The sequence below is a fragment of the Maribacter flavus genome (assembly GCF_008386635.1).
GTDB classification, from domain to species: domain Bacteria; phylum Bacteroidota; class Bacteroidia; order Flavobacteriales; family Flavobacteriaceae; genus Maribacter; species Maribacter flavus.
Genome location: NZ_VUOE01000001.1, coordinates 385,021 through 397,423, shown reverse-complemented (window position 1 = coordinate 397,423; position 12,403 = coordinate 385,021). Strand labels below are relative to the sequence as shown.

Sequence of the window (12,403 nt, the reverse complement as noted above, 5' to 3'; positions counted from 1 at the left end):
CGGTGGGACTGCTTCTCTAACTTTGGTCTTACCTAATTTTGCCACGTGGGATTTGTTTACTTTTGAAACGTGAACCGTTTTCTACCATTTTTGGAATGGGCTACTACCTATAAAAAGGCCTATTTTATAAAAGACCTGATCGCAGGACTTACCGTGGGCATAGTTTTGGTCCCGCAAGGTATGGCCTACGCCATGATTGCCGGTTTGCCTCCAGTCTATGGTTTGTACACCGCCTTGGTTCCCGTGTTGACCTATGTGTTTTTAGGCACCTCACGCAAAGTGGCCATGGGGCCCGTGGCCATGGATTCCCTATTGGTAGCCGCGGCTTTGGGAACGTTCGCTATAAGCAATGTTGCGGACTATATTGCTTTGGCGGTCGTGTTGGTGTTGATAGTTGGGGCTGTACAATTACTTCTGGGCATATTCAGGATGGGCTTTTTGGTCAATTTTTTGTCAAAGCCTGTTATCAGCGGATTTACTTCGGCTGCCGCCATTATCATTATGGTGAGTCAATTAAAGCACTTGCTGGGAATCCCTGTCCCGAATAGCAATCATTTTCATGAAATTGTAGCCTTGACATGGCAGCAGCTGGGGAACACCAACCCCTATGATTTGGGATTGGGCATTCTAGGTATTGTACTGATTCTGGGATTTAAAAAATGGAAAAAAAGCTTTCCCGCGGTGCTTTTGGTGGTCGTATTGGGCATTCTAGCCGTTTATTATTTTGGTTTGGGTGTATACGATATGAAGTTAGTAGGCGAAGTTTCCAAAGGCTTGCCCTCCTTTGACCTGCCCAAAATCACCATTGAAACTATAAAAAGCCTTTGGCCCATGGGTGTCGCATTGGCCTTGGTAGGATACTTGGAGACCATATCCATAGGTAAGGCCATGGAAGAGAAAAGCGGGGAAGAGACCATAGATGCCAATCAGGAATTGATTGCCTTGGGGGCATCCAATATCCTAGGTTCTTTTTTTCAATCCTATGCTTCCACGGCCAGTTTTTCCAGGTCGGCCATCAATCAGGAAGCAGGTGCCAAAACCAATTTAGCGGGCTTTTTCAGTGTGGTCTTGGTTGTGCTTACGCTGTTGTTTTTTACACCTGTTTTCCAATACCTGCCCAATACGGTACTGGCAAGTATTATTATGGTTTCCGTTTTTGGGCTAATTGATTTGGACTATGCCAAGTACTTATGGGTAGACCGGAAGGATGAATTCGGGGTGTTGTTGCTTACTTTTTTGATTACGCTTTTTATCGGGATTACCCAAGGAATCGTTGTGGGAACGCTGCTATCATTATTGCTGATGGTGTATCGAACCTCCAAACCCCACTTTGCGGAGTTGGGGAATCTGAAGGGGTCCGATTATTATAAGAACATCAATCGGTTTAACGATGAGGTCATAATCCGAAAGGATTTATTGATTGTTCGGTTCGATTCCCAGCTCTATTTTGGGAATTCAGGCTATTTCAAAAAGAAGCTGTTAAAACAGATCAAGGGAAAGGGGTCCGATTTAAAGGCGGTTATCTTAAATGCCGAGGCCATGACCTACATCGATGCCACGGGGGCGGACGTGCTTTCCAAGCTGATTCACGAAATCCATGAAATGGGACTGCAGTTCTATATTGCAGGCGCTATCGGGCCCATGCGCGACATCATTTTTACCACCAATATCATCAATGAACTTCAAAAGGAATTTCTCTTTGTAACCACCAAGGAGGCTGTCGATTATTTTGATAATGCCAATCAATTGTCCACACTCGGTGCCAGAGTCGCCCATCAGAACAAAAAAGCGCAGTAGAAAATTTCTTTTATATGCCGATGTATATGACGGAAATCATAAAATTCCCAGTTCCTTCCATATATTTTTATTCCAATAATTAATCCACTACAAGGGGAAAGTGGGACCCTTCAAAGAGTAGTGCGAAAACAAAACTTTAAATTTTGGACTTATGAATACCATACTGCCATTAGTAAACTGGAGCAACGGGATTATCATGATCGGCGTTTTTGCCGCTGTGGTGATTGCCCTTGTTGTGGTCACCCTTAGCCTTATGAACAGCGGAAAGGGAAAACAGTCTTAGGGTAATCCCTTTGATTGAACACATATTTTCGTACATTTAAATAAACCGGAATCAGGGGAGGGTTAGTTTCTGTTCCCTTTGCTTTCAATTTATTTAAAGTATGCTGAAGAGTTTTATCAAACGTATAGGGGTAATGAATTGTATTATGCTCCTAGTCGTGCTTTCCATTATAGTGGTATCCGAGGTCATGTTCCTGACAGGACAAAAGCTGGAGGCCATATTCATTGCATTTTGGGCACCTACTATCTTGGGCTTTATGAACTATTTAAAGTACAGGAAATAGTGGAGGTAGTATTGATTTATTCCATCATCGTAGGGATTGTTTTTGTCCTTTGGTTGTTTTTTGTGATCAAGATGTATCACAAATTAAAGGACTGACCGTATTCAATAGGTCTCCGCTCTCGTAAAGCTCAGAATGCCTTTCGGACTTTTCCTAACGAAAGCTTCCACGATACGTTGCGTTTCCAAGGTGTTTTTTTGTCTGGTTAGATAGGATTCAAAATCATCTTGGGTACTAAGTGGCGTGTCTTTGGGTATAAAGCCATATCCCGTATATAGGTTTTCCTGTACCAGCACAAAACCGTTCTCTTCCGGGTTTCTCCCTTTAAGTCTAATGGCGAAGTCCGATTTTGTTTCTCCCAGCGATTCTATGGCCTTCCGTACCCGTTGATTGTATACTTCCAAATGATCAATATCGGAACAAATCCCGATGCAATTTTTTATCCTAAAATGCGAACAGGTGTCCACGTTATCCTGGAGGTGGCAATATTTTGGACAGAGCCCAAAGCTTTCGCACAGTGCTTCCAAAAAGGTCCTACATTCAGAAATACTGTATAGCACCAGCAGGGGATTGGGCGCCATATTGATTTTGTTGTAGGCCAAATGCAGGATTCCGTTGCGGTCCTCATAACTAAATAGTGCGTACTGCTGAATTTTTCGTTTCTGGGCGCGATTGAATTTTGGATAGTGCTTCTTGATTTCCGCCGATTCCAGCAAAAGTGCGATCAATTCGTTTCCCGTTTCCTCAAAGTCCAGGTAGGCCGTTTCATTACACAACGCAATTTCCTTGGTGGATTTATCGTAGAAATGCCCCAACACCCTCTTTTTAATGTTGATGGCCTTGCCCACGTATATGATATGTCCTTTCCCATCCTTAAAATAATAGATGCCGGGCGTGGTGGGTAACTTTTCAAATTCGCTTTTGGGTAGGGAGGGGGGCAGCGTAGCTTCCTGTGATTTGGCGTTCAGGAAGGACTTAAATACTTTTTCGGCATCGTGGGTCCGCAACAGCTTGTGGAACAAAAGCATGGTGGCATGGGCATCACCCCGGGCCCGGTGTCTATTGGAAAGGGGTATCCCCACGGCGGAGCATAATTTCCCAAGACTGTAGGAATGATACCCGGGAAGCAGTTTTCTGGACAACCGCACCGTGCAGAGCTTCCTTCTTGAAAACTCGATTCCAAGGAGCTGCAGCTCGTTTTTGATGACATTGTAATCAAAATTGACGCTGTGCGCCACAAAAATGGCATTGGAAGTAATCTCCAGGATTTTTGGAGCTATTTCGGCCAATTTTGGAGCATTTCGTACCATATCGTTGTCAATCCCCGTAAGTCCGGTAATGAAAAAGGGTATTTCACATTCCGGATTTACCAAGGAGGTAAATTCATCCACCACCTCATGCCCATCGTATTTAAAGATGGATATTTCGGTAATACTGTTACCCTTGATTCCGTTTCCGGTGGTTTCTATGTCTACGATGCAGTACAAAATAGCGATTGGAAATGGCCACCTTAAAGTTAGGTCAAATTACGGAAAGGGGACTAGGGCATTGTTAGGAATTACTTATTTCGATCGTTCCAAATGCACGATGATCGATTTACTGATGGGGGTGTTGCTTTTATCCGCGTAGTGGTTGTGGGGAACGACCATATTCGCTTCGGGGAAATAGGCTCCCAAATTCCCTTGCGGGATATTATAAGGGACGATTAAAAATTTTTGGGCACGTCGCTCTACCGAATCATAGTTGCTTACCAAATCCACGATATCCAAGCGCTTATAGCCGAATCGCTCCATGTCCTTCGGATTCATAAAAAGTACGCGGCGTTCGTTCTGTATGCCCCTGTACCGGTCGTTTAGGCCGTAAATGGTGGTGTTGAACTGATCGTGAGAACGTATCGTCATCAATAGGAATTCATTGGGCTTACGTTCATGTGACGCCATTTTGCAAATACTGAATTTGGCTTTTCCATGTTCCAATTTACTGAAATCCAGATCCCTAACATTGTTAGGTAAATAATACCCAGATCCTTTGGAATCTTTTTGAACCGATTCAAAACCTTTCAGGATTTCGGACATTTTTTCACGGATGGTATCATAATCCTTGCCCAAATCTTCCCACGCTACGGGATGCTGGTTTTTAAAATACGCATTTGCAATACCCCCAATAATCTCCGGTTCGCTTTTTAAATGTTCCGATTTCGGTTGTAGCACCCCTTTGGTCCTGTGCACTTTGCCCATACTATTTTCCACGGTCAAGAATCTTTCTTTTCCGTTGGAATTGTCTTTTTCGGACCGACCCAATGTTGGTAATATCAACGCGGTCTTGCCAGTAATCAAATGACTCCGGTTCAGTTTTGTACTTATCTGAACTGTTAGGTCGCAATTTTGAAGTGCTTCCGCTGCATAGTGGGTATCGGCCACGGCAGATGCAAAATTTCCTCCCAGCCCAATGAACACCTTGGCCCTTCCTTCGTGCATGGCCTCAAGGGCCTTTACCGTATCCAAGCCTTCTTTGTTAGGTGGTGTAAAGCCAAATACCTTTTCAATACTTTGGTTCAGTTCCTTTGAAACATGGTGCATGATGCCCACCGTGCGGTCTCCCTGGACGTTGCTGTGACCCCTTACCGGACAGGTTCCGGCGCCCGGTTTTCCCAGACTTCCTTTTAGGAGAAGGAGGTTCACGCATTCCTTAATGTTGTCCACGCCATTTTTATGCTGGGTAAGACCCATGGCCCAACAGATGATGATTTTATTTTTTTCCGCTAGCAAGCTAACCGCTTCGTCAATCGTTTCTTCGGGAATACCGCAACGTTCCAAAAGTTCGTTTTCGGAGTATCGTTCCAAATCCTTTAGGAGTTGATCAAATCCCTCGGTATAGGTTTCAATGAAGCTGTGGTCGAACACGGTTTTGCCACTTCGTTCCAGATGGGCCAACTTTTTCAGTAGCAATTTGAGCAGGGCCACGTCCTCATTGATTTTTACCTGAAGATGGATATCCGTAAGGGAAGTCCCTTTGGTAATCCCGGATAGGGATTGCGGGTCCTTAAACCGGATCAGTCCGGCTTCTGCCAAAGGATTGATACTGATGATCTTTCCGCCGTTCTTTTTACATTTTTCCAGGGCGGACAGCATTCGAGGATGGTTTGTACCCGGATTTTGGCCCATAACGATGATTACTTCGGCCTCGTCAAAATCCTCCAATTTTACAGATCCCTTGCCAATGCCCAAGGTTTCGGACAGGGCAACGCCACTGCTTTCGTGGCACATGTTGGAACAATCCGGCATGTTGTTGGTGCCAAAGGCACGCACAAAGAGTCCGTATAAAAACGCCGCCTCGTTGCTCGAGCGTCCCGAGGTGTAAAAAATAGCTTCGTCCGGGGATGCCAAGGATTTTAGATGTACGGCAATCTTGTCAAAGGCGGCATCCCAGGAAATGGGTTCGTAGTGGATACTTCCTTCCCTTAAAATCATGGGCTGGGTCAATCTGCCACTTTTTCCAATATGGAAGTCGGACCATGTGGAAATTTCCTCAACGCTATATTTTTTGAAAAAATCGGGGTCCACTTTTTCATATGTAGCCTCTTCCGCAAGGGCCTTCGCCCCGTTCTCACAGTATTCGGCAAGTTTGGAAGGCTTTTCTGGGTCGGGCCATGCACATCCGGCACAGTCGAATCCGTCCTTTTGGTTCATTTTGGAAAGCGTGCCCAAGGCTTCCAAAGCCCCCATTTCCTTAAAAGTATGCTGAATCGCCACTTTAATCCCTGGAAATCCTGCGGCAAATTCCTTGGAGTCTGTCAGTGAGATACCGGTCAATCGTGTGTCACCGGTAAGTGAAATGTTTCGTTTAAATGGGGAAGGCATAGAAAATGTTTCCCACTAAGGTAATCTAAAGAAAGGAAAAAGAAGTCCGCGAAAAGGACGATTGCTGCACCAAAAAGGTTTCTTGATTAATTTGACTCCTCTACTGTATCTATTTCTGCTAGCCTACCCGTATCGTTTTGGTCGATTGACGTCGTACTGTCTTTGATAACAAATTCAGAAACCAAGTCCGTTTCCTTGTTGCAGGAGGTTGAAAATATAATTAGAACAAAAGCAAGTAGTGCTAGGGTAGGGAACTTGGAAAGGCGTATTTTCATTTAAATTGCTATCAGTAAATGGGCATTTGGTCAATTGGGTCGGCCAAAAATAGATTTTGAAATTATTTTCACGATTAAAAGAGCAATTTTTTCGATGAAATGCACGCATAAAGTTATTAAGATAGATTGTTAATAACTTTTTAACCGAGGTCCAAAGCATATTTTGGCTAGTTTTAGGCGGAAGTTTGAGAAGAAATAAAATTGAAATACGATGAACATAAAAATCCCGATGCTTCTTCTTTTTATAGTCCTAGCCGGTGGCTTGGCCAAGGCACAAGAGGGTCAAGCCAACATAGTTCTGATAAGCCTGGATGGTTTTCGCTGGCAGGAGCTGTTCTCGGGTGCGGATTCCCTCTTGGTAGCCCATAGCGACTATGTCCATGATACTACGGAGTTACGGAAACTGTTTTGGAGGAGTTCCCCAATGGAGCGACGTAAGGCCCTTCTACCCTTTGTTTGGAACACCGTAGCGTCCATTGGACGGATTCATGGAAACCGAAATCATGGGAGCAAGGTGGATTTGACCAATGCGATGTGGTTTTCCTACCCGGGGTACAACGAGATATTGACCGGAAAGGCCGATGACGACCGTATTACAAGTAATGATAAGATTCCAAATCCCAATAGGACATTTTTGGAAATTGCCCACAGTGATACACGATACCACGGCAAAGTGGCCGCCTTTGGGAGTTGGGACGTATTCCCGTATATCATCAATGAGGAACGTTCAGGGGTTCCGGTCAATGCAGGTTTTGATGTTGCCAAAGGTGACGATATCACAGAGCGGGAAAAATTCCTGAACGAATTGCAACCAAAAGTGCCAAGTCCGTGGGGCTCTGTTCGGTTGGATGCTTTTACGCATTATTTCGCATTGGAAGAAATGAAAAAAAACCACCCAAAAGTGGTCTATATCGCTTATGGGGAAACGGACGACTTTGCCCATGATGGGGATTACGGAGCTTATTTGAAATCGGCCCATACAACCGATACCTTTATAAAAGAGTTGTGGGATTTTACACAATCCGACAGTTTTTATAAGAACAATACGCTTTTTGTAATCACAACGGACCATGGACGCGGGACACAACCCTTGGATACGTGGAAAAGCCATGGATCGGAAATAGCAGGTGCCGGAAGTGTTTGGTTGATCGCTTTTGGAAAGGGAGTTAAGGCAAAAGGGGAGGTTACGACAAACGAACAGTTGTTCAGCAATCAAATAGCGCCAACAATTCTTCAACTATTGGGTTTACAAAATGACGATATCAAAATGCCCGGAGCCGCCTTGAATTTCGAATAGCGGAAAAGCGATGGTAACGATGCTAACCCTGGACGTAAGTAAGGACAATTGACAAAAGGGATTTTTTTTAAAGTTTCACCTCTATTTCCCGAACCTTTATGGCTTGTTCCCGCAACAGGTTTTGAAAAATGACGACCGTTCTCTCCTGATATTCCTCCGGAATCCTACCACCGATCATCCAATTTTTTTTGATAAACCGCTTGTCGTTCAATTTGAACTCATTGCAAAGACAGGTAAGGGCTGCCTCGCGGGTGGAGTCGTTCATGTTACTGAACATGGTTTTGATATTTTTTATCATCGGTAAAGATGGTCGGTTTTCAAATATAAATAAATATTGATACCGTTCGCTTCTTTTTAATCAACAGGTTTTTAACAGTGTACGTTTTTCCCTTGGTTCCAAACCGCTGATTTAAAACCATTAAGATTGCTACGTATGGAGACCAAACCTTGCCCCGAACCGTGATTTATTGCTTGAAATTTTATTTTGTGCTCGAACACATTTTTTGTATCATTGTTCTATTGAAGTTTAATATCGTGGAAAATGGCTTCGGATTTTAGACTTTGCAATGAGCGTAACGTTAAGAAATTGAACCTTGTTGGATACGAGAATACATATTGTGGCCCCCGGGAGGACCTGCCTTTTTGGCGACCATCAGGATTATCTGGGGCTTCCGGTAATTGCCTGTGCCATAAATCGGTATATATTTTTGAAGGCAACACCCAATGAGAATGGGGTTTTTAGAATTCAGATGGAGGATATCGATTCCAAAAGGGTTATCCCCATTTCTCAGGAATTCAAAACATTGGAACCCCGTGATTATTTTGGGTCGGCACTTCGCGTTTTAAAACGGGAAGGCTGTGTTCCTGTCCAAGGGTATAATGTGGAAATTACGGGAAATATTCCCATTAATTCCGGAAATTCCAGTTCCTCGGCGGTCTTGCTGGCGTGGATTTATTTTTTGGTGGAGGCCTTTGGCCTGGATAGACCGGTAACCAAGGAATTTTTGGCGGAATTGGGCTATTGGGCGGAAATTTTGGAACATAAGGAACCGGGCGGAATGATGGACCATTTCAGCATTGGCGTGGGTGGCGTGTTACATATCAAAACAAATCCGCCTTTTGAATGCCAGACCATCGGTTCTCAACTGCAAGGGATGGTAACGGGCGTATCAGGGGTTCCAAAAGAAACGGTGGGACTTTTGGCAAGGGTAAAGGGGAACGCCCTAAAATCCATTCAACGGGTAACGGATAAATTTCCGGATTTCAATATTCAAAAAGCCACTATTTCGGACCTAAAAAAATATACTTCGATTCTACCAATGGAATTGGTACCCTATTTTGAAGCGGCCATTGAAAACCATGATATTACCCAAAAGGCATTATTGGAATTTCAAAAACCGAATCTTAACCTACCCGAAATAGGTAGGTTGATGACCGCCCATCATATCATTTTAAGGGATAAATTGAAGATTACCGTACCTAAAATAGATGCCATGATCGATGCCGTTTTACAACAGGGTGCCTACGGTGCCAAAATTGTGGGCTCCGGTGGCGGAGGAAGTATCGTGGTTCTTACGGAACCCGGAACAGAAGGTAAAATAGTTGAAGCCCTCCTCTCCGTTGGGGCCAAGGAGGCATATCCCATACAGGTCGATGCCGGATTGCGCATCCAAAATTCGACCCATTTTAAAATCTAAAATCTTATCAAAATGAAATCAAAATCCAGAAGAAATTTTATCAAATCCACGTCCCTTGCGGCCACAGGTGCGGCCCTTTGGCCACAGTATTCCATGGGAATGAACTTTTCTGCCCAAAAGCTCAGGGTGGGTATGATCGGGGTAGGGCTACGAGGAACCAATCACCTGAGTAACTTATTGCAACGTGACGATGTTTTGGTAACCGCTATTTGTGACATCGACCAAGCCCGTGTAAAGATTGCCCTGGAGATGATTTCTGAAAAAGGGGGTGCCAAACCACAGGTATTCAGTAAGGGCGATTTGGATTATAGAAATCTTTTGGAGCTTAAAGAGGTGGATGCCGTTATCATCGCGACCCCATGGCTATGGCACACACGAATGGCCAAGGATGCCATGCTGGCCGGAAAGTATGCAGGATTGGAAGTATCCGCAGCGAACACCATGGAGGAGTGCTGGGATTTGGTAAATACCCATGAGAGTACGGGAACCCATATGATGATTTTGGAGAACGTAAACTATCGTAGGGATATCTTGGCGGTATTGAACATGGTCCGTCAAAATGTATTTGGGGAGCTGGTACATTTTAGATGCGGCTATCAGCATGATTTACGGGGCGTTAAGTTCAACGATGGAAAGGAACCCTACGGTGTTGGGGCCGAATTTGGCGAAAAGGGAATTTCCGAGGCCAGATGGCGTACGCAACATTCCCTGTTGAGAAATGCCGATGTATATCCCACCCATGGCGTGGGACCCATTGCCGCGATGTGCGATATCAACAGGGGGAACAGGTTTGTTTCGCTTACATCCCATGCCACAAAGGCCATTGGGTTGCATAACTATATCGTGAAAAAGGGCGGTGAGGACCATCCAAACGCCAAATTGAAATGGAAGCAGGGCGATGTGATTACCACCACCATCGATACCTCGAACGGGGAGACCATCATCGTTACCCACGACTGCAACCTGCCCAGACCTTATTCCTTGGGCTTTAGGGTACAAGGGGCGAACGGCCTCTGGGAAGTGGACGGAAACCGCATCTATATCGAGGGTCAGTCCCAACCTCACCGCTGGGACGCCGCGGATGAATGGCTCAAAAAATATGACCATCCACTTTGGGTTAAATATGGGGAATACGCCACCGGCGCGGGCCATGGCGGTATGGACTTTTTTGTGATCAATGCCTTTGTGGAATCGGCCAAGGCCAATATCGCTCCGCCCATGGACGCCTATGACGCTGCGGCCTGGAGTGCCATAACCCCATTGTCAGAACTATCCATCGCCAACAATGGCGAACCCCAGGATTTTCCGGATTTTACCCGGGGCAATTGGGTCAAAAGAAAACCGTACAACTGGATAAAGGATACGTATTAACGGTTATTCCATAATCTTTCACATGACCGATTAAACACCTTTTTCGGTCCAGATTTTACGTTGAACGAGCAATGGATAAAAGAAACTTTACCATAAAGGACATCGCCTCCATGGCCGATGTATCCCGGGGAACCGTAGATCGTGTTCTCAATAATCGCGGCAAGGTTTCGGAGAAGGCCAGAAGGAAGGTAGAGGAAGTACTGCAACGTATTGATTACCGTCCCAATTTGATCGCCAGGACCTTAAAGAACCATCGGTCATTTACGATTTGGCTGCTTACGCCAGACTACACAAATGATCGGTACTGGCAGCAAATGCATCAAGGCGTGATGGATGCCTATGCGGAGTTGGAGCCTTTTGGGATTCGTATTTCGTCCGTTCGCATGGGAAGTACGGCCGATACCTACTACCAAAATTTTAGCTCCGTGCTACAAAATAGCCCCGATGCCCTGGTCATTGTTCCTTTTTTTACGGATACCTGTTTCAATCTATACCGAGAACTCGAGGAAAGGAAAATCCCCTTTGTTCTTTTGAACTCCCCAATAAAGGATGTTGATTATGGCTGCTTTATAGGTCAGGATTACTTCATGAGTGGACGTACCGCCGCCTATTTTATGGATATTTTGACCCGGAGTGTAGCACCCAAAAGAACTATTTTGATACTCCATATAGGTGTACAGACAGAAAATGCCACCCATGTAGAGGAAAAGGAAATCGGTTTTTTGGATTATTTCCGTGAAAGGGACGCTTCAAGTACCTTTGAGATTATCCGGTTTGAAGCCGAATTGGATATGGGCTTATTGGATCATAAATTAAGCAAGACCGATGGATTGTTCATAACCAATTCAAAGACCCATGTAGCTGAGGACCTCCTAAGAAAACACCCATCGGTCAAAATTATTGGGTATGATATGATTCCCGAAAATATCGAACTTTTAAGGGAAGGCACCATCGATATACTACTTAACCAAAACCCGAAACTTCAAGGCTATCACGGCATATCTATAGTAACGGAATATCTGCTCTACCAGCGGGAGATGCCCAAAAACAGATTACTGCCCATAGATGTGCTCACTAAAGAAAATGTTTCTGGGTACCTATAGTTCTTCAAACTTTTAAGAAGCGTTTTTGAGTTCCACCTCGTTCAGCAAAAAGCCGATGTTCTCAATATTTGCCACGTGATAACTTATCAATCGGTTTAAGGACATCATATAGCTCAGTTGCTTGGAATCCTTTTTGATTCCGGATTCTGAAAGGATCTCTTGCAAGTTCTCCGTAATCTCCTGTACGATGGAATCCGTCGTATTACCCGGATTTACATTGATGTGCCTAAGTGATTCGGCGATGTCGTTTTCATATTTACAACTAAGCTTTAGGTACTCTTCCAGCATTGTTTTTCGTCGTTCGTTCAAAAACCCGATTTTGCTACCGTTGAAAAAATTGTTCACCTGTTTTGAAATGGCATAGAGGTTACTCAGTTCCTTCCCTAATAATTCTTCTTTGTCCATGATATCATTTTTTTATGAATACAATGTATGGGAAG

Annotated in this window: 11 protein-coding genes; 7 read left to right on the top strand and 4 right to left on the bottom strand. The window is 44.5% G+C overall.

All coding sequences use genetic code 11. From position 1 onward, the window contains the following. Positions 1–69 precede the first annotated feature (69 nt). The 3 genes from F0361_RS01810 to F0361_RS01805 all read left to right on the top strand — a co-directional run bounded on the left by F0361_RS01810 (position 70) and on the right by F0361_RS01805 (position 2,363). On the top strand, positions 70–1,797 hold the full coding sequence (locus F0361_RS01810; protein ID WP_154916993.1) for a SulP family inorganic anion transporter: 1,728 nt from the start codon (positions 70–72) through the stop codon (positions 1,795–1,797). Between the two features lie 151 nt (positions 1,798–1,948). Next, positions 1,949–2,080 carry a hypothetical protein gene (locus F0361_RS18925; protein WP_262710129.1) on the top strand — a complete coding sequence of 44 codons (132 nt, stop codon included), beginning with the start codon at positions 1,949–1,951 and terminating at the stop codon, positions 2,078–2,080. Between the two features lie 133 nt (positions 2,081–2,213). Continuing rightward, positions 2,214–2,363, top strand: coding sequence for a hypothetical protein (locus F0361_RS01805; RefSeq protein ID WP_246160789.1), 150 nt, complete (start codon positions 2,214–2,216; stop codon positions 2,361–2,363). A gap of 101 nt (positions 2,364–2,464) precedes the next feature. On the opposite strand, the gene F0361_RS01800 is transcribed toward F0361_RS01805, so the two are convergent. Both F0361_RS01800 and F0361_RS01795 read right to left on the bottom strand, forming a co-directional pair. Further along, positions 2,465–3,847 (bottom strand): exonuclease domain-containing protein, encoded by a 1,383-nt coding sequence (locus F0361_RS01800; RefSeq protein ID WP_154916992.1) that lies wholly within the window; start codon positions 3,845–3,847, stop codon positions 2,465–2,467. Between the two features lie 75 nt (positions 3,848–3,922). Beyond that, positions 3,923–6,220 (bottom strand): FdhF/YdeP family oxidoreductase, encoded by a 2,298-nt coding sequence (locus F0361_RS01795; RefSeq protein ID WP_154916991.1) that lies wholly within the window; start codon positions 6,218–6,220, stop codon positions 3,923–3,925. Positions 6,221–6,706: 486 nt separating this feature from the next. Here F0361_RS01795 and F0361_RS01790 point away from each other — a divergent pair, with 486 nt between their 5' ends. Beyond that, positions 6,707–7,792: a sulfatase-like hydrolase/transferase gene (locus F0361_RS01790; RefSeq protein WP_154916990.1), complete on the top strand. Its 1,086-nt coding sequence runs from the start codon at positions 6,707–6,709 to the stop codon at positions 7,790–7,792. 67 nt (positions 7,793–7,859) lie between these two features. Here F0361_RS01790 and F0361_RS01785 read toward each other — a convergent pair whose 3' ends face one another. Continuing rightward, positions 7,860–8,090: a hypothetical protein gene (locus F0361_RS01785; RefSeq protein ID WP_138257396.1), complete on the bottom strand. Its 231-nt coding sequence runs from the start codon at positions 8,088–8,090 to the stop codon at positions 7,860–7,862. A 298-nt stretch (positions 8,091–8,388) separates the two neighbouring features. Between F0361_RS01785 and F0361_RS01780 the strand changes: the two genes are divergently transcribed. From F0361_RS01780 to F0361_RS01770, 3 genes are all read left to right on the top strand, one after another. Beyond that, positions 8,389–9,489, top strand: a complete 1,101-nt coding sequence (locus F0361_RS01780) for a mevalonate kinase family protein (RefSeq protein WP_154916989.1) — start codon at positions 8,389–8,391, stop codon at positions 9,487–9,489. Positions 9,490–9,501: 12 nt separating this feature from the next. Then, complete coding sequence (locus tag F0361_RS01775) at positions 9,502–10,860, top strand: Gfo/Idh/MocA family protein (RefSeq protein ID WP_154916988.1); 1,359 nt, start codon at positions 9,502–9,504, stop codon at positions 10,858–10,860. A gap of 71 nt (positions 10,861–10,931) precedes the next feature. After that, the gene (locus F0361_RS01770) at positions 10,932–11,963 is read left to right on the top strand and encodes a LacI family DNA-binding transcriptional regulator (RefSeq protein ID WP_154916987.1); all 1,032 of its coding nucleotides are present in this window, start codon (positions 10,932–10,934) and stop codon (positions 11,961–11,963) included. 12 nt (positions 11,964–11,975) lie between these two features. Here the strand turns inward: F0361_RS01770 and F0361_RS01765 are convergent, their stop codons facing one another. Continuing rightward, positions 11,976–12,368 carry a hypothetical protein gene (locus tag F0361_RS01765; RefSeq protein WP_154916986.1) on the bottom strand — a complete coding sequence of 131 codons (393 nt, stop codon included), beginning with the start codon at positions 12,366–12,368 and terminating at the stop codon, positions 11,976–11,978. Positions 12,369–12,403 lie beyond the last annotated feature (35 nt).

Coding starts and splice junctions, on each gene's coding strand:
- F0361_RS01795 (WP_154916991.1), bottom strand. CDS start 6,220: ATGCCTTCCCCATTTAAACGAAACATTTCACTTACCGGTGACACACGA.
- F0361_RS01775 (WP_154916988.1), top strand. CDS start 9,502: ATGAAATCAAAATCCAGAAGAAATTTTATCAAATCCACGTCCCTTGCG.
- F0361_RS18925 (WP_262710129.1), top strand. CDS start 1,949: ATGAATACCATACTGCCATTAGTAAACTGGAGCAACGGGATTATCATG.
- F0361_RS01790 (WP_154916990.1), top strand. CDS start 6,707: ATGAACATAAAAATCCCGATGCTTCTTCTTTTTATAGTCCTAGCCGGT.
- F0361_RS01785 (WP_138257396.1), bottom strand. CDS start 8,090: ATGATAAAAAATATCAAAACCATGTTCAGTAACATGAACGACTCCACC.
- F0361_RS01765 (WP_154916986.1), bottom strand. CDS start 12,368: ATGGACAAAGAAGAATTATTAGGGAAGGAACTGAGTAACCTCTATGCC.
- F0361_RS01770 (WP_154916987.1), top strand. CDS start 10,932: ATGGATAAAAGAAACTTTACCATAAAGGACATCGCCTCCATGGCCGAT.
- F0361_RS01805 (WP_246160789.1), top strand. CDS start 2,214: ATGAATTGTATTATGCTCCTAGTCGTGCTTTCCATTATAGTGGTATCC.